Origin of the sequence: Simiduia agarivorans SA1 = DSM 21679, from assembly GCF_000305785.2 — a bacterium.
GTDB classification, from domain to species: domain Bacteria; phylum Pseudomonadota; class Gammaproteobacteria; order Pseudomonadales; family Cellvibrionaceae; genus Simiduia; species Simiduia agarivorans.
The window spans coordinates 1348651-1371620 of the sequence record NC_018868.3 but is presented as its reverse complement, the minus strand read 5'-3'; the positions used below and the strand labels follow the sequence as shown (position 1 = coordinate 1371620).

Sequence of the window (22970 nt, the reverse complement as noted above, 5' to 3'; positions counted from 1 at the left end):
GTTTCCGGGCAAAAGCATGATCCACCCCGCACAGCCGCACGACTAAGCTGTATAGGGTGACGGACCGGGCAGGGTGCCCAGCGGGTGCAAGCTCGGGTCAGCCCCTTTGTTACTATTGATTCGATGGTGCTTTGACCCAGCCGATGGCGCCAAGTGTCAAAGTCAGACTCCACTAATTTCCCAAACCCTGCGCTACATCAAGATTCCTTCACACTCCTGCCATAATCCCTGAACTCCCTCTAATGCACTGCGGTCCTAGCGCTAACCCAATACCGGACCAGCAACATGCCAAACCGCCCAAATTTGCCGCGTAACTTTCAACCGCTTACCGCAAAAAGCCTCGTGAAATCACGTAAAGCCGGCCCCCTCAAAACGGGCCCGGTTCAATGGGATATCACCAAAGACCTCTGGCGCGATTCCGCCCGCAAACCGCAACGCCCAGTTGAGTGAACACATTCTGAACAACCTTCAACGCAACGCCGTTGAATGGCGCGCCAGATACCAGCAGATGGGTTTTTTGATCTGGTACAAATGTATTAAATGAGGTAACTTTCCAAAGCCCACGGAACTTGGGCGCGGAAGTGCAGGAAGGTATTAAAGGACAACGCATGACCCCAACCCACAACACAACACCAGCTTCAAACACCTGCCCCTTCTGCACCCTGCAAGCAGAAGCGCCCACCCGCATCCGCGCACAAAATAAACACGCCTTTTTAATGGACGACGGCTACCCGGTAACCCAAGGCCACAGCCTCATCATCCCCAAACGCCACATCGCGTCCTTTTTCGATGCCACCGAAGAAGAACGCCACGCCATGCTCGCGCTGGTGGATGAAGCCAAAACCGAATTAGACGCCCAATACCAACCCGCCGGCTACAACCTCGGCATCAACGACGGCCCCGCCGCCGGCCAAACGGTCATGCACCTGCATGTGCATGTGATTCCGCGGTATGCGGAGGAGGGGGTTGATCCGCGTGGGGGTGTGCGGTGGGTGGTGGCGGAAAAGGCGAAGTATTGGGATTGATTAGTGAGCTGATCGTTATTTGACCAGTGTCACGAGTTAAGCAGAAAGCACCGATCGCCCCAGTCAAGTGATAAGATTGGCCAGCAAAATCATGGGCTTAGACAAGCATCAAGCCTAAGCCCAATCGGTATCAGAGACAAATTACGCATGACATTAATAAACCTAAAAGACCTAGAAGCCCATCTATGGCACGCCGCCCATATCATTACAGGCCCCATAGACGCCTCTGACTATAAAACCTACATCTTCCCGATCCTGTTTTTTAAACGGATATGCGATGTATATGACGAGGAATTTGAGCAGGCCTTGGCGCAGGTGGGTGATGAAGAGCTTGCCAAGGGCGACATGTTTCACCGGATTCAGATTCCTGAAAACTGCCACTGGAGTCATGTATTCAACCGCACCAAAGATGTCGGTCAAGCGTTAAAAGATGCGTTCCGAGGCATCGAATTAGCAAACCCAAAGCTACACGGCATATTTGGCGATGCCAGCTGGACCAATAAAGATCGCTTGTCAGATGAACTATTGAGCACACTGCTCAATCATTTCAACAAAGTAAACCTCGGTGTCGCCAGCGTGCGTGACGACGACATGGGGCGCGCATACGAATACCTGATTAAACGCTTTGCTGATAAGGCCAACAAAAAGGCTGGGGAATTCTATACCCCGCGCACCATCGTTCGCCTAATGGTGAACATTCTTGATCCTAAAGCGGGTGAAAGCGTTTACGACCCGGCATGCGGTACCGGCGGCATGCTACTGGAAACCATCCACCACGTTAAAGAAAACGGCGGTGATCCGCGCTTGCTAAAAATCAAAGGCCAGGAGAAGAACCTAACCACCGAGGCCATTGCCCGCATGAACCTGTTTCTCCATGGGCAGGAAGACTTTGACATTGTGCGTGGCGACACACTGCGTGACCCTAAGTTTCTGGTCAGTGATCGCCTTGAAACCTTTGATTGTGTGATCGCCAACCCGCCGTTCAGCCTTAAAGAATGGGGCTATGATCTCTGGTCGGCAGATCCTTATGGTCGCAAACAGTATGGTTTGGCACCCAAAACCAACGGCGATTTTGCCTGGGTGCAACACATGTTCGCGTCGCTTAACGATAGCGGCCGAATGGCTGTGGTCTTGCCTCATGGCGTGCTGTTCCGTGGTGGTGCTGAAGGCGCAATCCGTACCAAGCTTCTGCAGGAAAACCGCATCGAAGCCATTATCGGTGTAGCATCAAACCTCTTTTATGGTACCGGCATTCCAGCCAGCATTCTCGTGCTACGAAAGTCACGTCCGAAGCTCCATAAAGATCATGTGTTAATCATCAACGCCGAAGAAATCTTCACCAAAGGCCGCGCACAAAACACCCTGACCAATGATCAGGCAGATGAAATCTATGGCATCTACCAAAGCCAGGTTAAACAGGGCCCTAAAGCAGCCAAAATTGAAGGCGTTGCTCGCTGGGTGCCGATCAGTGAAATCGAAGAAAACGACTTTAACCTGAACATTGCGCGCTATGTGCAAAAGCCACTGGAAGAAGAAACTATCTCGGTAGAAGACGCATTAAGGGATTTTCAGCAAAAGCTCACCGCTTTGGAACAAGCCGAAAACGAATTGGAAGCCCTGCTGATCAAAGAGGGTTTTGAAATATGAAAAAAGCAGACTTAGAAAACCTCCTCTGGGGTGCAGCCGAGTTTTTGCGCGGCCAAATCGACGCCTCAGACTACAAGCAGTACATCTTCCCGCTGCTGTTTTATAAGCGCCTGTCGGATGTGTATTTGGAAGAATACACCGAAGCATTGGAGATCCATGAAGGCGATGCCGAATACGCAGCCATGCCCATGTTTCACCGTTTTGACATCCCAAAAGAAGCCCGTTGGGAGAAGGTGCGCCACACCAGCAAAAACATTGGTGAGGCCATTCAAAACGCACTGCGTTTAATTGAAGCCAACAACCCGCGCTTACATGGCGTGTTTGGTGATGCCCAGTGGACCAACAAAGAACGTTTACCTGATCACCTGCTATCTGATCTGATTGAGCACTTCAGTAAAATTCCGCTAGGGATTAAATCGGTCGCTCAGGATGATCTGGGAGAGGCTTACGAATACCTAATCAAAAAATTTGCCGACGACTCCGGCCATACTGCTGCTGAGTTTTATACCAACCGTACAGTCGTGCATCTGATGACGCGCATTATGGGCTTAAAGCCCGGTGAAACCGCTTATGACCCCACCTGCGGCACCGGTGGCATGTTGCTAAATGCGGTAATGGATTTACGCTCTCAGGGCAAAGAATGGAGATCAGTGCATCTCTATGGGCAAGAAGTGAACCTGCTCACTTCGGCGATTGCACGAATGAATATGTTCCTGCACGACATTGAAGAGTTCGATGTGCTGCGCGGCGATACCTTGGCGGAACCCAAGTTTATTGAACACGACCAGCTCAAGCAGTTTGATGTGATTTTCGCTAACCCGCCTTACTCCATCAAAAAATGGAACCGCGATAAGTTTGCCGCCGACCCTTATGGCCGCAACCTCTACGGCGTACCGCCGCAAGGCTGCGCAGACTATGCGTTTTACACCCATATCATCAAAAGCTTAAAACCGGATACTGGCCGCGCCGCCATGCTCTGGCCACACGGCGTGTTGTTCCGTGATTCCGAGCAAAGCATCCGTAAACAAGTGATTGAGTCGGACATTATCGAGGCAGTGATTGGCCTTGGGCCAAACTTGTTTTACAACTCGCCGATGGAATCCTGCGTGGTGGTGCTCAACTGCAATAAACCCGCCGATCGTAAAAACAAAGTGCTGTTTATCAACGGTGTGGAGCACGTTACCCGCGAGCGCGCCCACAGCCGCTTATCGGATGAGGATTTAGCCGTGTTGTGCAAGGCTTTCTTTTCGCCAGAAAAGCAAAGCGACATTACCGCTTTGGTAGATATCGAAACCATCAAAGAGAATCTCTACAACCTTTCGATTCCGCTCTATGTGCAGGCACAAAACAATGGTGAAGTGCATGATATTGAACATGTTATAGAGGCTTGGAATGTGAATAGAGTTCAAGTGAAAGAATTTTAAAAATTTATGTGCAGCCTTATCTGATATGAATTATCTAAAATTAACCGATAAGGAATAGGGGCCTATGTTAGCAGATAAAAATACTGGCAATGCGGTTACGCTTAGGTTTAGTGAAGTTGCTAAACAGTGTAAAGAATCGGTTGATCGAGAAGACAATCCCTTCGAGAGGTATGTTGAAGGGGGGCACATGGACACTGACTGTTTGAACATCTCCAGATGGGGTATTTTTGGGAATGATTATGTCGGGCCGGCATTTCACCGCATATTTAGAAAGGGACAAATTCTGTATGGTTCAAGACGTACTTATTTAAGGAAGGTCGCAGAGGCTAATTTTGACGGAATTACCGCAAACACTACATTTGTAATTGAACCGAAGAAGAACGAAAATTTTGAACCTGGCCTTCTAAAGTATTTAATGCTTTCGGAAAAATTTACGCAGCATTCTATATCTGTGTCTAAAGGTTCAACCAATCCTTATATTAATTGGAAAGATATCGGCTGTTTTACATTTAAGTGCTTGGATGTACATAAACAAAAAAATTACCTGTCCATCTTGGATAAAAATGAGGAAGTTTACTCAAAGGCGTTACAAGTCTTTTCCTCTGTTCAAGAACTTAAAAGGGTATTGATCGCTAAGCTCTTTGCCCCGGAGACTCTTAAGTCCGATGGCGCTCGTCTTGTAAAGCTAAAAAACCATATGGAAATTCAGAGTGGTCAAGTTGATCCTACCGTATCTCCATATAAGGAGATGAGCCATATAGCCCCTGATAATATTGAGAAAGGCACAGGGCGGCTATTGGGTTTCCAGAGTGCTGAAAAAGATTGTATCTCGAGTGGGAAGTACCTTTTTGGCCCTGAACACGTTCTATACAGCAAAATTCGCCCAAATTTGAGAAAAGTCTGTTTCCCAAGATTTGAAGGTGTTTGCAGTGCTGATGTATATCCAATTAAGGGTTGTAATGGCCTTGCGACAGACTATTTATTTTACTTACTGCAAACAGAACACTTTCATAGATATGCTGAAGGGGTATCTATGAGAAGTGGGTTCCCCAAAATTAATAGGGATGATTTGGGCGCGTATTCATTTTTTATCCCATCGGAATTTGAGCAAGATCGAGTTTTCCGGTTGTTAAGTCAAATTGATTATCAGCTGGATGTCTTAAACCAAAAGCTACAGATCCCTTTTGAGCTGAGAAGAAAAATACTAAGCAAATTGGTTTTTTAATATGTTTAACGAACAAACCGTCACAGAAAATGGAATTATCGACCGTTTGAAAGGTTTAAGCGGGGTGAAGTGGACGTACTGCCACGGTGAGAGCCTGCCCAAACAAGCGCAGGATATCTTCGTCGATGAATGGCTGAAAGACGCGTTGTGTTCGTTAAACCCCGATATTGCTAAGCAGCCGGATTATGCCGATGAAGTGATTTACAAGCTGCGTGGCGTGGTGCTGGAAGCGCGTCATACAGGCCTGGTGAAAGCCAATGAAAATTTTCATGAATGGTTGATGGCCGAAAAGACCTTACCCTTTGGTGAGAATGGCGACCACATCACCATTAACCTGATTGATTTCGACAACATCGACAACAACCACTTTGTGGTGTCTCAACAGGTGCACTATATCGCGGCGACTGAAGTCTATTTTGATATTGTGCTCTATGTGAACGGTATTCCCTTGGTGGTGGGCGAAGTGAAAACCGCCACCCGCCCCAGTGTGACCTGGCAAGACGGCGCCGCCGATTTCATGGGTGGCAAAAAGCACTACTGGAAGAACGTTGAACCCTACTTTGTGTCAAACCTGCTGTGTTTTGCTAGTGAAGGAAAAACTTTCGCATATGGTGCCATTAACGCCCGGGTAAAAGATTGGGGCCCTTGGCACAATACCGACCTGCGCGATGACATTTTGCCCGGCTTGGCATCGGTTTTGGATAGCTGTGAGGGCTTGTTAAACCCGCAAACCTTATTGCAGCTGCTGGAATCTTTCGCGTTGTTTTCAACGGTTAAAACCGGTAAGAACACGCCACCCAAGCGCATTAAAATTCTGCCGCGTTACCCACAGTTTGAAGCGGCCAAGCAAATTGTAGAGCGTGTGCGCAAAGGCTACCCGAAAAAAGGCCTGATCTGGCATTTCCAAGGCTCGGGTAAATCGTTATTAATGCTCTACGCCGCCAAAATGCTGCGTGCAGACAATGACCTGAAAAACCCCACCGTATTGATAGTTGTAGATCGCCGCGACCTGGACAGCCAAATCAACGAGACCTTTGGCGGTGCGGATGTTAAAAACCTCATTAAAGTACAAAGCTGCAGAAAGCTTGGCGAACATATAGAACAAGACAGCCGTGGCATTTTGATTACCACCATCTTTAAGTTTAAAGATGTCGAGATAGACGATAAAAACCCTAATGGCCTTAACAGCCGCGACAACATTATTGTGTTGGTGGACGAAGCCCACCGCACACAGGAAGGTGGCTTGGGCGAGAAAATGCGCTGGGCCCTTCCCAAAGCTCACTTCTATGGTTTAACCGGTACACCGATTTCCGGTATCGACCGCAATACCTTCAAGCTATTCGGCGCCGAGGAAGACCCCGGTCGCTACATGAATCGCTACAGCTACAAGCAGTCAATCCGCGATGGTGCCACTAACCCGGTAAAGTTCGAGCCACGTTTGGCGGAGCTGCGAGTAGACCGTGATGCTATCAACCAGGAGTTTGAGCAGCTTGCCCAGGAAAACAACCTGGACGAAGAGGAAAAGGCAGCACTATCAAAACGCGCGGGCAAATTAGCGGTGATGCTCAAAGCGCCTAAGCGAATGGCTGCAGTCAGCGCCGATATTGCCGAACACTTTACCAGCCACGTCAAGCCGAAAAAAATGAAGGGCATGGTGGTGGTGTACGACCGCGATGCCTGCGTGCAGATGTACTACTTACTGGGTGAAAAGCTCGGCTTTGATGCCGTTGAAGTGGTGATGAACGTGGACCAGGCACCCGTGAAGGCGCTGGAAGGCGACAAGAAAGATAAGGTCAACAAGGATTGGCGCAAGTGGCATGACGAGTTGGAATTGCCGATTCAGCAAGCGGATTTTGAGCGCTGGCAGCATATTGATGCCGAAGATCAGGTGCAAAAGGACCTGATCGAGTGCTTCAAAGACCCAAAACACCCGTTACAACTCATTATCGTAACCGCCAAGTTACTCACCGGATTTGACGCCCCGATCTGCTACTGCATGTACTTAGATAAGCCGCTGCGCGACCATACCTTGCTGCAGGCTATGTGCCGCACCAACCGCTTGTACGAAACGGACGATGTTCGCAAAGACATGGGCCTCATCATTGATTACCTTGGCGTGTTTGAAAACCTGCGCACCGCGCTGGCCTACAACCCGGAAGAGATTGATGGCGTGGTGGAAGGCATTGAAGCCTTTAAAGAGTTGTTGCCCGCCCAGTTGAAAAAATGCCTGGACTTCTTCCCCAGTGTGGACCGCACGCTAGAAGGCTTCGAAGGGATAATGGCAGCTCAAGAGTGCTTGCCGACCAATGAAAAGCGCGATGAGTTTGCCGCGAGCTTCGGCGTGCTATCCAAGCTATGGTCAGCTATCAATCCAGATCCATTCTTAAGTCCGTTCAGAAATGATTATAAATGGCTGGCGCAGATTTATGAGTCGGTACGCCCGGTAGGCCAGACCGGTGCTCTGGTGTGGGCCGCGCTCGGCCCTGAAACTATCAAGATGATCCACGAGCATACCGACATCAATCGCATCCGCGATGATATCGACGAGCTGATCATGGATGAGCACGCCATTTTTACTCTAACGGATAAAGAACAAGAGCAGCGCGCGAAGCGCCTCGAAATTGACTTGATGGGCCGCCTGCGTGGTCACACCGATCCGAAGTTTGTCGAGCTTGGCGAACGCCTTGAGAAATTACGCCAAGACTACGAAGCCGGTGTCATCAAAGCTATCGACTGGTTAAAAGGCCTGTTAGATGCAGCAAAAGATACCGTACAAGCCGAGCGCGAAACCGGCGAGCATGTCGTTACCGAAGAAGACAACAAGCAGGCCTTAACCAAACTCTTCCTGGAAACTCGCCCAGAAACCACGCCGAAGCTAATCGGTGATGTTGTAGACCAGATCGACAAGATCGTTAAAGCCACCCGCTTTGAAGGCTGGCAAAACTCCAATAGCGGTCCGCGCGAAATCCAGAAGGCACTACTGGTAACTTTGGCACAGTTTGGCTTGGGTAAGGACAAAGAGCTTTTTAATAAAGCATATGAATATATCAAAGGACATTATTGAGGGGTTGTTATGAAGTTGGTAAATGTGAAGCGTCTGCGGCCCTCTACAAGCTTGCTAAGCCGTTCTAGCCGCCAGGAAATCGAGAGTGACCGAGGAAGGGTGTTATTTTCTGCCCCGCTAAGACGGCTGCAGAGAAAGGCTCAGGTGTTTTCTCTCGAAAGCAATGCTGCAGTGCGAAGTCGGCTTACGCATTCTATGGAGGTGTCTCATGTTGGCAGATATATTGTTCAAAAAGTGCGAGAGAAAGCATTAGTCGATCAGAGAAATGAGTTCGCAGAACAGTGCCTCGAAATAGAGACTATTGTGGAGACTGCTTGTTTATTGCATGACATCGGTAATCCTCCATTTGGGCATTTGGGCGAAAAGGCAATACAAAATTGGTTTAAATCTAATGCCAAGAAATTATATGCCATTGCAACTAATGGAGGTCAGTTAGATGCAGCCTCAGGGCACTATTTGGATTTCGTAAATTTTGATGGTAACCCTCAAGGTGTAAGGATATGTGTTAGTCTTCAGGGGTTGCCTGGCAATTACGGATTTAATCTAACCTATAGTTTGTTGGGCGCCATTTTAAAATACCCAAAATCCTCCTCAGATTGCATGCAGCAGTATTCTAAGATTGGCGTTTTTCAGACTGAGCTTGACGCGATTAAGAGTGTTTGGAGAGAGGAGGGGTTAGTATGGGGTGAACGAAATAAGCTTGTTTACCTTATGGAGGCTGCCGATGATATTGCTTATAGTCTAAGTGATATAGAAGATGGAATTGAGAAAAAAATTGTTGATGAACGTAGTGTTTTGGAGCAATTTGAGAGTCGATTTGCAGATGAAAATATAGCCGAATATAGAAAAATGGCAGAGTCGGCTTTAAAGGGAGGTGTTACCTCGCCCTTCGTATCATTTCGTACTTCAATGATCAACTCGCTTGTTGGTAGTGCGGCTGGAGCCTTTTATAAAATCTTGGATGAAGAGAATGTTGTAAAAAAGTCGCTGCTCGCAGGTAGTGATGAAGAAAAGGTTTTAAAGATAATTGGAGATTTCTGCAAGGAAAATTTGTATCGTTCACCGGAGGCAGAAGATATTGAAATTGCTGGATATAATATAGTTCACGGGCTTCTCGAGAAATTTTCTGTACTATTGGAGCTTTCTGAGTGTCAGTTTTCTCGGCTTGTCGAGCAATCTAAAGGGCCAGATTTATGTCGTCGAATGTTTTCAAAGCTGCCAAACAGTTTGGTCGATCAATATCGGTATGCGGTTAAAATGGATGGTCAAAATGAGTGGTATCATCGAGTTCGTTTGGTGATTGATTACGTTTGTGGTATGACAGATGACTTTTCACTGAAAGTTTATCGATTGCTGCATGGAATAAGTGTAGAAACAATATGAATTACTTAAGGCATCCCCTATCTTTTTTGTTGGAAGTATTGCCTTCTTCAAGGGGTGTTGTTCTTGAATTTAGTCGCTATGTGTACAGGCCTCAGAGTCTGTTAGATGAACGTAGCGTCTTCTCTGTTGCTTTGGATAGCATTTCGGAAGACTGGCTAATGGAGATGTTGTCAAGGCTATCGCCCAACGAAGAGTTGGCTGTGCATTCCAAGATATATATTGATGGAAAGACGTTCCATATTCCTATGATCGATTTTGATTGTTCGGCGAGCGAGCTGTTGGAAGCTAAAAAAGTCGCAGAAAAAATGCTAACATCTTCGGTCTCATCCACCCTAAAGTTTTTATGACTCTGGGAGGTCTATTCATGCATATGGTGCTTTCTTGCTCAAGCCAAAAGAATGGGTAAATTTCAAAGGGCGTTTGTTGCTTTGTAATTTCCCTAATCAGGCGCAGATTGTTGATTCTAGATGGGTTGGTCACAGAATAATTTCCGGCTATAGTTCATTGCGATTATCATTAAATACATCAAATTATCTGAAATTTCCAGAAAGGTTGGTGTAGAAATTAGCGCTATGTGTTTTCGAAAAACGCCTAATTTTTGCTCCGAATGGTAGATGGAATTGGTGGATTCCGGATTTCGGGGATTACGGGGACGGTGTACTTATTTCAATATTGTTGTAGCTTAGATGAGTCAACTTGTATTTTGATTAAGGATTCCGGATTCTAGGTAGATAACTAGGCTCGATAATACCTAAGAAAGGCCGAAGTAATCCCTATTCTGGATCGTCGGCGCGCCGCCTGGTCGCAAGAGAGTTACATCGGTGAAGTAAGATTTTCCCTAAACAACAATGCCTCAGAATCTTGCGCTTGAACCGCTAGCTTAAACGCTTCCTTACAATAAACTGCCATTCGCCCATCAAAGTTGGATCTGAACACCGGCGCTGGCCCCAATTTTTCTTCATCAAATTGTAGCGCAACAACAGCCATGACCATGCCATCCATGAGTTGCTGCGAGCTGGCATTCAGGTCAATGTCATCATAGATGCTGGTAGTGTTGTATAGGTGCCAGGTTTCGCCCTCAATCTTCAGCGGTAAAAATTCCCCATAAGGCGAAAGCATTGTGGATAGAGCCTCATACGCATTGGGGCTTAGTACCATATTGGTTTCCCAATCGGCAATGTCGGGTTTTTTGCTTTGGCTGGTTTCGTCAAAGGTATTGATGAGGCTGGCTTGCAGTGGCTTCCAGATATCGGCTACCGATTCTCCGCGCGGGTAAAGCGGTTTGCCCAGTTTGTCTCGCATTTCCTGATTGGAAACATTGATAGAGAGGTAGCTTTTGAAGCGGTAGCGAAGTTTATAGATTGCCATGTTGGTTTTAACACGCGTTGCCTTTATTAAATAAAACTAAAAAGCTCATGCGTTAAGTCGGAATTACTTGGCTTCGCGCTAAGTGTTAATGATTCTGATATGGCCGATCATTGGTATCAAAAGCCTCAATCATGGCGCCAGTCAATCGAGCATCGGATATCTTGCTAGCAACAGCTTCAGTGCAGTAGATGTTGGTGTAATTGTCTTCCTTTATTTTGAAAATCGCATTGTCAGGGATTTTTGCGAGATCAAATACAGGGTCGATAATGCCGCCATGTTTATTGAACCTGCTTTTATTCATATCCAGACAGTCTAATACATTGATAACGTTGACAGCAAAATACCGTTTGCCATCATTGTCTAGCGGCAGGAATTCGCAGTAGTCTTGATAAACGTCGAAGTATTCTTTCTTTATGTTTTCGTTGATGACAATTGAACCAATATTGAGCAGGCTGATATCGGCTTCTGGTACGCCAACATCCTCTTCATCAGTTTCTATCGGTTGGGGTTCTGACCAATTCAGCGGTTTGCCCTTGCAGCGTAGCGTGGTTTCATCATTAGAGAGTACGAAGCTTTTATAGCCGTCGTAATTGGCTTGTATGGAGTAGATTTTTTTAGTTTCAGCCATTTGCAAACTCCATGATCTCTCGAGCTCTTAATTGCCGGTGAATGGGGAGCCGGCCACTGACTATCCCCTGTGCCACTCGCCGCAGGATTTCTCTCGCGTGCTGTTGACTCATTGCTTGTTCTAGACAAGCCGTAATATTCAGGTAATAGATTTTGTTGTGTATATTACCATGTGCACAATCAAATATCGGGCTTAGATGGAGATTTTTCTTGTAATTTGGTAGCCAAAGTCCGTTAGCAGGTTCATCGATTCTGATATTGAATTGAGCGAGAATTTCGCGGGCGGCGTACGCGCGTTTATGGCCACCGCTAACGATGGCATGTGCGTGGAAATGGTCGGCAGGTTTATCATAGCCGGACGTTTCCATATGGCCACCAATCCGACCCGAAGAATGCTTCTCTTGCATCAATTCGCATTGGGTCATGCGCTGGCCTTCCTCTACATATAGCTTGAGCGCGTCTTGCATGGCTCGCAGCTTGGTTTCGGCCACCACCCGATTTATCAGGCTGTTTGTTTTTTGATCGATTTTGCCGTAGGCCGAGAGTAATTCAATCAGCCCTAGTCTGAAGTCCAGCTCATCTACTGCTTGGTATTCAATCTGCATGTAGAAACATCCTTTTTACGTTGCGCAATGATTGACTTGCGGCCCGGATTTTACCGCAGAACAGGGATGTTGAGCATAGGCCGGATTTCTGAGTGGTAAGATTGATAGCTTTTGGCGAGGACTCAATAAAAAGGGACGGCGACAAGTGAGAAGCATTTTTCGCCGGCCCCTTAGCACCCGTACTTAAAGCTGTTCCATGGTATTACTTAGGTTTTCGTTTGTAGGCTAATTATTGCCGATAGCATAGAATTGGCCACTCGGTTATACCCCCATGGAGACCGATTTGCGAATGGATTCTAGCAACCCCCTTCATCGATTTTACTATTTGTTTTTCGCATTCTGCGCTATAGCCCTGTCACTTGACTGCTCGAGCAATGATGGGTTTGTTACGTATAGCAATGATGGCTTTTCGATTGAGCATCCCAGCTCTTGGCGTTTTCAAAGAGATCAGGCGTTTTCATTAAACGTTGGTCGAGAAATCGTTTTTGAGTTTGGCGAATTTTCATACGCTACTTTCTACTACAGCGATCGTGTCGGGCATAAGCAATTTACCGATGCGTACATCGAAAGTTCATTTTTAAAAGATCCTGGTAATACCGCCAAAGTCGTCAGTAAAGCCGCCTATGACGTGGTTGGTCGAGCCGCTTTGGAATACAGGTTGACTGCGGAATTTTTGGGCGCCATGAATACCCGGGTTATTTCGGTGGATGTTTCGCTAGATGATGAGCCGATTTTTCTTGTGGTTGCGATTGCCGAAGAGGATGAGCTGGAGGTTCAACCTATTTTAGAGCGTGTTGTTTCATCTGTAAAAGGGATTAAGTAGATCAAGGAGGATTTATGAGCGGTTATGATGGTGTGTTAATCAGTGAGCTCGGAGCTGAGTTGTATCTTGAGGGGCGCCAAGTCTTGAATACGTCAAACGTTAGTTTTTTGTGGGCATTTCGCCTGGCTTTCAAATTCCTCGGTGGATTCTAGAAACTTAACCTCAATTCCGTTTATTTTCCAGATCGAGTTCTCAAGGGCGTATCCAAGGTGAAAAGTGATTGGGAGGTTGTCCTTGTCGTAGCCGTTCACCGTCAGGCAGACTTCTTCATTTCTGGTTGATTGGATGGTGTTACCTTCCCGACGCGCCATATAATCTTTAAACAGGAGTTGGCTCTGAATGCCTGGGTCCATTAAGTCCTTCCCATCCAGTAGCGAGTGTGCAAAATAAGTGCTTGCCTTTGAAGCAACATTTGCTTGGTTTAAGGTGGTCTCGTACTGGTTGTAAGCCAGTAACGGAGAGGCACTATTGTTGCTGGCTGTTGTGCAAGAAATGAGAAAGGTCAGAATCGCAAATAATGTCAATGTTTTCATTCAGTGCCCCATAATCTGCTGTAGCTCGGCGTCATAAGCCTGATGTCTTCCTTTAAGTGCTCTGGCGGCTTTGCAGAGTAATCCAGAACATGAGGTAATCAGTTTTTCCAGATCGAAATTTCCGGAAACAATAACGCTGATGATCTCAAGGCTGAAGGTGGCAGTGTAGCCGACTCTCATGCTATCCATGTTATTGAAATTTACAGAAACTCGCTTTATTTTTGCACCAATTTTGTCCAGAACAGGGCTGCCGCTGAAGGTCAGGTGGCCTGCAGATCCGCTAAGGGTTACCTGACCTTGGTCATCAACTGTGAGTTTGGCGCTGCCTTATTTGGTGAAAATATTTTTGGTCAGTCCTTTGTCCGTGGAGTAGGCCAGTTCGATGAATTTGGCGATGGTTATCTTGGCTTCGGCGCGTGTTAAGTTCATATATACCTCCTTGTAAAGATGCGAATATATCAGGATCTACCGAAGTTGTTTATTTTTTGAATTGTACTTAGTACATGCGTTTTATCTTTTGTGTGTGGAGGGGTAATGGCCTTTTGCGGTGTAATGCGCAGTGCTTATTACACCCTACAGTGGGGTGGTCGGAGTACCGGGTTTATTGAGTGGGTTGCTGAGATGATAAAATGGCTAATGAGCGATTTGGTTGATGCTGAACACCTATTGTCTGAAAGACTCAATGAGCTGAAATCAGAAGTCAGGAAAGGCCTGAATTATGCGGATGAAGACCCAGTCGGGTTTATGCATAGGCTTTTTGGCGTCCCTTATTTTGGTGGCAGAATGTTTTGATGAGCGGCTCTATGCAGGTTGTAACGTCACATAGCACTTCCGAAAAAGCGAAGTTTATCTTTCTTGCAATAATTATGGTTGCTATTGCCGGCGTTATATTAATGCTCGGTTTAGGTAATTTCCTAAACAATTTTCAGCTGTTTGAGCAATATGCGATAGCGGTATATGCCTCCAGTTGGGCATTGCCAATGGCCATTGCAAGCCCGGTGTTTATTCTTTTGGCCTTTTGTCTGGTTCTGAGATTAGTTGGTAAAGATAAGGGTAGACTTTACACGAACACGTTCAATTTAGCTGTTGGCATTGGCGTTGTGGCTATTCTGGTTCGGTTGCCTATGGGTTATATGATTGAAAGCCGGCTCAAGGAAGAGGGTTACTCTTACTGCTTTTGGTATACATCGCCAGCCAATTTCAGGCCTCAGGTGTGGGTGCGGTCACCAGAATATTGCATTGAACAAACCGGGGTAATTCGTCGGCCATTGATGGATTGGTTGCAGGCTTTGCCTGATGGTGGTCGGGATGTTACTGCGCAGGAAGTTCGCGCTAAAGCGATGGAGATGCTTGAGGCGTATGAGGCGGGGGAGCGGTTTTTGGATTGATGGTGTTTGTTGGCTTGGTGGTGTAATGCGCTGCGCTTATTACACCCTACGGGATGGTTTTTTGCGGGTTGGTGCAACGCTGATCTGCCTGGGGTAGCCCCGATATGCTCGCCAAAGGAGGGGGGGGCAATAGGGTTAAAAAAGGCGGTTTTATCAACGCAACTCAACAACGTGTCGATAAAATTAGTTTTTATAAACATATTCCGTTGACATGTCGATCCCATCGACATAATCTTGAAACATGTCGAAAAAATAGCGAAATTTAAACATGTCCTGGCAGGCCGATACCCCCTACAACGCGCTCCCACGGCTCGCGCCACCGCTTGATCAGCTCGAAACCACCGCCGTGCTCAAGGCCTGTATACCCGCCCGCGCCGCCTTGGCCGAACTCAAGCAAGCCGGTGAGTTGCTGCCCAATCAGAACCTGCTGATTAACCTCTTGCCGCTGTTGGAGGCCAAAGACAGCTCGGAAATCGAGAATATCGTCACCACTTCAGATCAGCTGTTCCGATATGCCCAAGAAGAGGCCGCCGCCGATCACACCACCAAAGAGGCCCTGCGCTACCGCACCGCGCTCTTTGCTGGTTTTCAACAATTGGCCACGCGGCCCCTGTGCACCAACACCGCCATAGAGATTTGCAGCACCATCAAAGGTACCCACATGGGCCTGCGCACCGGCGCCGGGACCACCCTGGGTAACCCGGCTACCGGCGAAACTATATACACGCCGCCCGTGGGCGAACCCACCCTGCGCGAGTTGCTGGCCAATTGGGAGCAATTTCTCAATGCCGAAGACGAGCTTGACCCGCTCATTAAAATGGCCGTGGCCCACTACCAATTCGAGGCCATTCACCCCTTTGCCGATGGCAACGGCCGCACTGGGCGCATTGTGAATATTCTGTACCTGATTCAGGCGGGCCTGCTCAACTTGCCCATCCTGTATTTAAGCCATTATATACTGCGCAACAAGCCCGGCTACTACCAAGGCCTGCAGGCCGTCACCCGTGAGGGCGATTGGCAACGTTGGTTGCTGTACATGTTAAAAGCGGTGGAACAAACCGCCCGCTGGACCACCGCCAAAATTGCCGCCGTGCGCGCGCTCATGGAGCTCACCAGCCACTATGTGCAGGCAAGCCTGCCCAAGCTCTACAGCCATGAGCTGTTGCAAACTATTTTCGAGCAACCCTATTGCCGCATTGGCAATTTGGTGGATAAAGACATCGCTAAGCGCCAAACCGCCTCCAGCTACCTGAAAAGTCTGTGCGACATTGGCGTACTGGCAGAGCTACAAGCCGGGCGCGAAAAGCTCTTTGTGCACCCCAAGCTGCTTAACCTCATGACCCAAGATGACAATCACATTGCGCCTTACACCTAGCTTGCGTCGAATGCAGTGAATTCAGCCGATATTAAATGCACTAAAATTTGGAAATCCCATAACCAACAACGTTATCGTACGAAAATTCAGAAACCTCTGAGACGTGCTGTGCGATGATGGCATTAGCTGTTCCGATTGCTTCATCGACCCCCTTTATATTTTGTGTGTGGAGTGATAACGGCTTTTTGGTGTAATGCGCTGCGCTTATTACACCCTACGGTGATTGGATTGTTGATTGATGTTGCATAAACAAACGCCCCTTGCGGGGCGTTTGTTTATGGGCGGTGAGGGTGTTCAGGCTTCTTGCGGTTGCAATGCCTCTTGCTCCACCGGTTCCCGTTCATGCTGCTTGGCAATCAACATATACAGCGAAGGCACCACAAACAAGGTGAACAGGGTGCCTACGGCCATGCCACCCACGAGTACCAGGCCGATGGAGTTGCGGGCGGCGGCGCCGGGGCCGTCGACCAGTACCAGCGGGAAGTGGCCGGCGATGGTGGCGATGGAGGTCATGAGTACGGGGCGCAGCCGGGTTTGGGCGGCTTCCTGTATGGCTTCCAGTTTGGCTTTGCCTTGTACCTGCAACTGGTTGGCGAATTCCACAATTAATATGCCGTTTTTGGCAATTAATCCCACCAGCGTTACGAGCCCCACCTGCGCATAAATGTTCAGGGTGGTGGTCCAGCCCTGAGTGAAAAAGGGCATGTTCGGGTCCGGCATTTTCAGTACGGTGAATATCAGCGCACCAAACATGGCGAGCGGCACCGAGCCGAACAGAATCACCAAGGGGTCGCGGAAGGAGTTGAACTGCACCGCCAGCACCAGAAAAATCATCACAATGGCCAGCCCCAAGGCGGGCAGGAATTTACCGCCTTCGGTGCGCAGCTGGCGTGATTCGCCAGTGTAGTTATAGGTGTAGCCGGCCGGTAAAACCTCGGCGGCCGCCTGTTCCAGTACTTTCAGGCCGGCATCAGTTTGTGCCGTCATGCCGGAGAGTTTGACCGCGTTCAGTTGCTGAAAGCGGTTGAGCGAACGCGGCACGGTAGAATCTTCAATGCGGGCAATGGCGGAAAGCGGAATCATCTGGCCGCCGGGGCCGGTAATGAACAAATCCTGCAGTTGGTCCGGGTTCAGGCGCTCGCTGCGGGCCACCTGCGGAATCACCTTGTACGCGCGGCCATCCATGCTGAAGCGATTGACGTAGTTGCCGCCCAGCGCCGCACTCAAATCCGCCCCCACCTGGGCATTGGTGAGCCCTAGCGCGGCAACTTTCTCCAGGTCGATCACCACTTCACTCTGCGGCTGGTCGTACTTGAGGTCGATATCGGGCGGGAAGAAAAAGATGCCGCTTTCCATCGCTTTGGCTTGCATTTTATAGGCGTATTCCAGCATCCGTTCGGGGCTGTCGGTGGAGGTAATGACAAATTCCACCGGAAAGTTACTGCCCCCGGGCAGGGCGGGCGGCTGGGCGGCAAATACCTGCAGGCCGGTAATGCCGTTGAGTTGGTTTTGCACGTCCATGACGATCTCGTTGATCGAGCGCTCGCGCTCGTTCCAGGGTTTTACCACCATGCCGCTGAAGCCACCCACGCCCATTGCTGCCGCAAACGGGTCGGAAGGCGACAGCAGTATCTGGAACACCAGATCGCGTTCGGGCGTGTTCAGCATGATTTGTTCTGTGGCTTTGCCGAAGTGGGCTTTCTGGTCTGCTGACGCATTGGCCGCATTGTTCACAATACCAAACATAAAGCCCTGGTCTTCCACCGGCGCCAGCTCTTTGGCCGAGAACATATACATGGGAATGGTCAGTAAACCCAGCAAGGCCCAGACGGTGTAAATCATTGGGCGCCGGCGCAGGCTGGCGGCGAGCCAGCCGCTGTAGTTGTCGCGCAGGCGATCAAACGCATGGTTCACTTTGCCGGTAAAACCGCGTTCTTCCTGCTCGGCGCTTTGCAGCAGTTTGGCGCTCATCATGGGCGAAAGGGTGAGTGCAACAATGCCGGAAATCGTTACTGCACCGGCGAGGGTGAGCGCAAATTCGCGGAACAGGGCGCCGGTTAAACCACCCTGCAGTCCAATGGGCGTATACACGGCCGCGAGGGTGATGGTCATGGCAATTACCGGGCCGGCCAGTTCGCGCGCGCCGATCAGTGCGGCGTGCGTAGGCGTTTTGCCTTCGCGGATGTGGCGCTCGACGTTTTCCACCATCACAATGGCGTCGTCCACCACCAAGCCCACCGAAAGCACAATCGCCAGCAGCGTGAGCAGGTTGAGGGTGAAGCCGAACAATTGCATCAGAAAAATCGAGCCGATCAGCGACACCGGAATGGCCACCACCGGCACCAAAACCGAGCGCGCAGAGCCGAGGAACAGAAAGATCACCACCACCACAATCAACAGGGTTTCCGACAGGGTGCTGACTACTTCATCAATGGCGTTGCTGATGTATTCCGAGGCATCGTAGCCCACCTCGGCTTTAAGCCCCGGCGGTAAATCTTTTTGCAAACCCGCGAGGCTTTCCCGCATGCGGCTCACCACCTCGATGGTGTTGGCGCTGGGTAAGGGGAATATGCCCATGAACACGGCGGTTTCGCCATTGAAGCTGACGTTGGTGTCGTAATCCTCTGCGCCCAGTTCCACATCGGCCACGTCGGCCAGGCGGATGACGGTGTCGTTTTCCTGATGCACCACCAACTGGCGGAATTGTTCTACCGTGCGCAGGTCGGTATTGGCGGTCAGGTTCACCTGCACATACTGGCCTTTGGTGCTGCCCACTGGCGCCAGAAAATTATTGACGGCCAGTGCGGTGCGCACCTGCTGCGGCGAAATTTTCAGTGCCGCCATCTGATCGGGTTTGAGCCAGACACGCATGGCAAAGGTGCGCGCACCAAAAATATCGGCCCGTTGAACGCCGGTTACTGCTGACAAACGCGGCTGTACCACGCGCACCAGGTAATCGGTGATTTCGCTTTGCGACATGGTGTCCGAGCTGAAGCTCAGGTAGGCGGCGGCAAATTCCGAATCGGCCGACTGCACGCTGATGCTGGGCAGTTCGGAACCAGCGGGCAATTCGTTGCGCACCTGGTTGACCTTGGCGGTGATGTCGGCCAGCGCTTTGGTGGCGTCGTAGTTCAGCTTCAGACGCGCGGTCACCAACGACAGGCCCAGCAGGCTTTTGGATTCGATGTAATCAATGCCGTCGGCCGAGGCAATAGCGCGCTCGATGGCGGTGGTGACAAACCCGCGCACCACCTCCGCACTGGCACCCACGTAAACGGTGGCCACGGTAACGGAGGCGTTTTCGCTCTGCGGGTATTGGCGCACCGAGAGTGAATTCCATGACTGCATGCCGGCAATAATGATGACGATGCTCACCACCAATGCCAGCACCGGGCGCCTGACGAATAAATCGGTAAAGGATTTCATGGTGGGCACTCAGCTGTTGTTGGGGCGAGGATCAAGTGAAAAGGTTGGCGCCAGCGTATTGTCAATCACCACCGGCATACCCGGGGCCAATTTGAAGCTACCGGTAGAGACAATTTCATCACCGGCGTTCAGGCCTTCCAGTACCTGTACAAAATCGCCTTGCTGCAGTCCCAGGCGCACGGCCGCCTGACGGGTAATGAGGCTGTCGCCTTCTCCAGCCTCAATCACCAATACGGCGTCGCCATAGGCACTGTGCAATACCGCCGAGATGGGAATAAACAACACCGGTTCCGTGCGCGCCAATTGCAGACTCACGCTCACATACATACCCGGCCGCAGCTTGCCATCGTTATTGTCCAGCAAGGCTTGTACGCGCAGGTTGCGGGTACTGGTATCGACTGCCGGGCTTACCGCCAGTACCTTGCCTTCAAATAACTGGTCGGGGTGTGCATCGCTGACCACCTGCACAATCAGGCCCGGGTTTACCTGTGCCAACTGGCGTTGTGGAATGGAAAATTCCACGTACACTTGCGCCAGCGCCTGCAGCGATACCACTGCCTGGCCTTTGTTGATGAATTGGCCCACGCTCACTTGTTTAATGCCGAGCTGGCCGGCAAAGGGTGCGCTGATGCGTTTTTTGGCAATAAGTGCGCGCACGTAATCGAGCCGGGCCTGGGTTTGGCGCACATTGCTGTTGGCGTTATCCAGTTCCAGTTGGGAAATGCTTTTGGTTCTGGCAAGCTCGCCCGCGCGCCGCAGCGCCAGTTGTGCCAGCTCGGCCGCCGCTTCGGCCTCCCGTAGCGAGGCTTGTTCCAGACTGTCGTCCAGTTGTACCAGCGGAGTGCCAGCCTGCACCTGCGCGCCGGGAGTGAACAGAATCTCGCGGATGGTACCCTCAATTTCGGCAGTGACTTCGGTACCCTGCACCGGTGCCACGGAACCCACCGCCGATAAGCGCGGCTGCCATTCCATTTGCTCAGCGGTGTAACTGTTAACCGGCGTCGGTGGCATCACCATTTGTGCCATTGCTTCGCCCATAGCGCCGAACTGGGCCATCTTGGTCCCGATCAACAGCGCTGCAACCCCCAGCGCCAATGCGCCACCGATCATCACTCCTTTGAGCGTCTTGTGCATAACCTCTCCCCAGCACGAAAAACGCCGGCGCTTGCGTGGCCGGCAATGAGGCATTGTCGCACAGGATAATGTCAGAAAGTGTCAGTAGGTCGCAGGTTTACAGTCTGGCCGACTCATTTGCCAAACGACGGCGTTTTTGATGTGCACCGTAAGGTGTTTTGGGTGCACTGTGAGCGGATGTTGACTGTAAAAAATGCCGGTTTTTTATTACACATAGGTGCAAAAAGCTGCAGCCAGAATACCCTGCGATGGGCGTTTACGCAGTGCGCGATGTGCATTCGTGATGCGTTAGTTAAGCGTTGCGGTATGCCCGCCAATCGCCGCCACTCACCTGTGGCACTTTGGTTGTATCCAAATAGCCCTCGGGCATGAGGTAGAGCCAAGCTTCGCCAAAGCCTTCGATGGTTTGCGGGTGGCGTTGGTAGTGTTCCGGGTGGCCTTCGAGTATGTCCAGCTTTGCCAGCGTGTCTTCATCCACGCGGTAAATTTCAACCACGATGGTGCTGCAGTTGCCATGGAATAACCCGGGGAAGCTGCCCAAGTCCACCATGGTATAGCGATTGGCGGAGTTGAAGGTGCCGAGGTACTCGCAGTGTGCCAGTAGGTGGTGGTTGTGGAAGCCCTGGCGTAGCGAGCCGTAAACGGCAAGAGTGAAAAGTTCTGGCGTTTGCATGGTGCTGTGTCAGTGGCGTGAACGGTTGCGCCATTTTAACACCAGCCAGAGCGATCCGCCGGTTATGCCGAGCACCGTGCAAAGCAGGTAGATATTGTCGTGGCTTAACAGGTGCAGCAATGGGTTGGCCTGGGTGAAGGGCGCGAACGGGTGCATGTCCAGATGCATCATGCCATCGAGCGTAATGTGGGTGAGGGTGCCGAGAAAGGCGCCGGTGATAATGGCTGTGCGCGAAACCGGGCCGGGTTCCGCCAGCCAGCCCAGACGGTAGTGGGTGACCTCTTTGTTGAACAGGTTAAGCAGCGGATTAACCAGCGCAGGCAGTATCAGAATCAACAGCGATACCATTGTCGCAATGGCCAGCGCCCCCGGCACTGTATGTGACGGCCCGTGTAACACCGGGTTGCCGGTGAGCATGGCATAGGCGGGCTCTATGTCCATGCCGATCTGCGCAAGGCCAAAGGCGATCACGCTGAAGTGGCGATTGAGTACGGGCTTGATGATAAGCGCGGCGCCCATGTGAAAGGGGGTGAAGGGCATGGGGCGTTCCGTTGGTTTTTTAGTCGTTAATGTCTGTGTATACCAAATGTGTTTGGTATTGGCCAATGGTGTGAGACCCACGGTTTTATTGGATAAAAAATGGGTTGTGTGTTCAGCCATGGTGCAATTCGCGGTGCTCATTGCACCCTACGATGTTGGCGTTTTCAAGGGTGCGTTTGTCGAGTGCATCGCATCGACGGTGAAAGCCGTTGAGTTACCACCGAAGTTCTGGTTGGTGCGTGCTAGGATAATGTGCTTATTCAACCTGTGGTTTCCCTGACTTATGCCTCATCAACAATTCCCCCTGACACCCCAGCTCAGCACATTGTCTGCAACACTCACCGAAGCCCACGCCCGGATTCAGCAGCAACATGCCCAGATTAATCCGGTGGTGGGGATTAACCGGCAGATGCGGGCAAGCGGGATTGCGGCGGATGTGGTGACCATTGACTGTCTGGTGTCGAACAAGCGCATCCTGATTATTCTGCAGGATGCCAAGCCGGAGGAGGCGAGTTACCAGTTCTGCCGGCGGGATGCGGACCCGGCCAGTGGTTATGAGGCCATTGCGCTGGCGGATCTGACTGTGGACAAGGTGTACGGTTGGGTGGTGGAGTATTTTGGTTGATGGTAGGTGGGCGGGTTTGTGTTTACGTTAGGTGGTGTAATGCGCTGCGCTTATTACACCCTACGGTTGGGGTCTCGCTATTCTT

The 22970-nt window shown here is 50.2% G+C and carries 20 protein-coding genes; 12 read left to right on the top strand and 8 right to left on the bottom strand.

Annotation, left to right across the window (positions count from 1 at the left end; translation table 11 throughout):
- The first annotated feature begins 608 nt into the window (after positions 1–608).
- From M5M_RS06120 to M5M_RS21050, 8 genes are all read left to right on the top strand, one after another.
- On the top strand, positions 609–1025 hold the full coding sequence (locus tag M5M_RS06120) for an HIT family protein (protein WP_024330169.1): 417 nt from the start codon (positions 609–611) through the stop codon (positions 1023–1025).
- 147 nt (positions 1026–1172) lie between these two features.
- Positions 1173–2672: a type I restriction-modification system subunit M gene (locus M5M_RS06115; protein ID WP_015046601.1), complete on the top strand. Its 1500-nt coding sequence runs from the start codon at positions 1173–1175 to the stop codon at positions 2670–2672.
- Positions 2669–4096, top strand: coding sequence for a type I restriction-modification system subunit M (locus tag M5M_RS06110; RefSeq protein ID WP_016389261.1), 1428 nt, complete (start codon positions 2669–2671; stop codon positions 4094–4096). Before M5M_RS06115 ends, M5M_RS06110 begins: the two co-directional genes overlap by 4 nt.
- 64 nt (positions 4097–4160) lie before the next feature.
- On the top strand, positions 4161–5321 hold the full coding sequence (locus tag M5M_RS19380) for a restriction endonuclease subunit S (protein ID WP_015046599.1): 1161 nt from the start codon (positions 4161–4163) through the stop codon (positions 5319–5321).
- A gap of 1 nt (position 5322) precedes the next feature.
- Positions 5323–8385 carry a type I restriction endonuclease subunit R gene (locus M5M_RS06100; RefSeq protein ID WP_015046598.1) on the top strand — a complete coding sequence of 1021 codons (3063 nt, stop codon included), beginning with the start codon at positions 5323–5325 and terminating at the stop codon, positions 8383–8385.
- A gap of 9 nt (positions 8386–8394) precedes the next feature.
- On the top strand, positions 8395–9768 hold the full coding sequence (dgt, locus tag M5M_RS06095; RefSeq protein ID WP_016389260.1) for a dGTP triphosphohydrolase: 1374 nt from the start codon (positions 8395–8397) through the stop codon (positions 9766–9768).
- Positions 9765–10115 carry a primase 1D-like protein gene (locus M5M_RS06090; RefSeq protein WP_016389259.1) on the top strand — a complete coding sequence of 117 codons (351 nt, stop codon included), beginning with the start codon at positions 9765–9767 and terminating at the stop codon, positions 10113–10115. Before dgt ends, M5M_RS06090 begins: the two co-directional genes overlap by 4 nt.
- Positions 10116–10149: 34 nt before the next feature.
- Positions 10150–10329, top strand: a complete 180-nt coding sequence (locus M5M_RS21050) for a primase 1D-like protein (RefSeq protein ID WP_420834868.1) — start codon at positions 10150–10152, stop codon at positions 10327–10329.
- A 252-nt stretch (positions 10330–10581) separates the two neighbouring features.
- Here M5M_RS21050 and M5M_RS19375 read toward each other — a convergent pair whose 3' ends face one another.
- From M5M_RS19375 to M5M_RS06075, 3 genes are all read right to left on the bottom strand, one after another.
- Positions 10582–11136: a hypothetical protein gene (locus M5M_RS19375; RefSeq protein ID WP_015046595.1), complete on the bottom strand. Its 555-nt coding sequence runs from the start codon at positions 11134–11136 to the stop codon at positions 10582–10584.
- Positions 11137–11221: 85 nt separating this feature from the next.
- Positions 11222–11764 (bottom strand): imm11 family protein, encoded by a 543-nt coding sequence (locus M5M_RS06080; protein ID WP_015046594.1) that lies wholly within the window; start codon positions 11762–11764, stop codon positions 11222–11224.
- Positions 11757–12368, bottom strand: a complete 612-nt coding sequence (locus tag M5M_RS06075; RefSeq protein ID WP_015046593.1) for an AHH domain-containing protein — start codon at positions 12366–12368, stop codon at positions 11757–11759. Before M5M_RS06075 ends, M5M_RS06080 begins: the two co-directional genes overlap by 8 nt.
- A 289-nt stretch (positions 12369–12657) precedes the next feature.
- Here M5M_RS06075 and M5M_RS06070 point away from each other — a divergent pair, with 289 nt between their 5' ends.
- Positions 12658–13191 carry a hypothetical protein gene (locus M5M_RS06070; protein WP_015046592.1) on the top strand — a complete coding sequence of 178 codons (534 nt, stop codon included), beginning with the start codon at positions 12658–12660 and terminating at the stop codon, positions 13189–13191.
- A gap of 92 nt (positions 13192–13283) precedes the next feature.
- Here the strand turns inward: M5M_RS06070 and M5M_RS06065 are convergent, their stop codons facing one another.
- On the bottom strand, positions 13284–13724 hold the full coding sequence (locus M5M_RS06065) for a hypothetical protein (protein WP_016389258.1): 441 nt from the start codon (positions 13722–13724) through the stop codon (positions 13284–13286).
- 791 nt (positions 13725–14515) lie between these two features.
- Between M5M_RS06065 and M5M_RS06050 the strand changes: the two genes are divergently transcribed.
- Both M5M_RS06050 and fic read left to right on the top strand, forming a co-directional pair.
- Complete coding sequence (locus M5M_RS06050) at positions 14516–15112, top strand: DUF1240 domain-containing protein (RefSeq protein ID WP_015046587.1); 597 nt, start codon at positions 14516–14518, stop codon at positions 15110–15112.
- Positions 15113–15380: 268 nt separating this feature from the next.
- Positions 15381–16487 carry a protein adenylyltransferase Fic gene (gene fic / locus M5M_RS06045; RefSeq protein ID WP_015046586.1) on the top strand — a complete coding sequence of 369 codons (1107 nt, stop codon included), beginning with the start codon at positions 15381–15383 and terminating at the stop codon, positions 16485–16487.
- A gap of 294 nt (positions 16488–16781) precedes the next feature.
- On the opposite strand, the gene M5M_RS06040 is transcribed toward fic, so the two are convergent.
- The 4 genes from M5M_RS06040 to M5M_RS06025 all read right to left on the bottom strand — a co-directional run bounded on the left by M5M_RS06040 (position 16782) and on the right by M5M_RS06025 (position 22260).
- Complete coding sequence (locus M5M_RS06040) at positions 16782–19913, bottom strand: efflux RND transporter permease subunit (protein ID WP_024330167.1); 3132 nt, start codon at positions 19911–19913, stop codon at positions 16782–16784.
- A gap of 9 nt (positions 19914–19922) precedes the next feature.
- Complete coding sequence (locus tag M5M_RS06035; RefSeq protein WP_016389255.1) at positions 19923–21047, bottom strand: efflux RND transporter periplasmic adaptor subunit; 1125 nt, start codon at positions 21045–21047, stop codon at positions 19923–19925.
- Between the two features lie 292 nt (positions 21048–21339).
- The gene (locus tag M5M_RS06030; RefSeq protein ID WP_015046584.1) at positions 21340–21720 is read right to left on the bottom strand and encodes a gamma-glutamylcyclotransferase family protein; all 381 of its coding nucleotides are present in this window, start codon (positions 21718–21720) and stop codon (positions 21340–21342) included.
- Positions 21721–21729: 9 nt separating this feature from the next.
- A complete protein-coding gene (locus M5M_RS06025) occupies positions 21730–22260 on the bottom strand; it encodes a DUF4184 family protein (protein WP_015046583.1) in 531 nt (176 codons plus the stop codon).
- 283 nt (positions 22261–22543) lie between these two features.
- Between M5M_RS06025 and M5M_RS06015 the strand changes: the two genes are divergently transcribed.
- Entirely contained in the window at positions 22544–22885 is a 342-nt protein-coding gene (locus M5M_RS06015; RefSeq protein WP_015046581.1) for a hypothetical protein, read from the top strand.
- Positions 22886–22970: the final 85 nt, after the last annotated feature.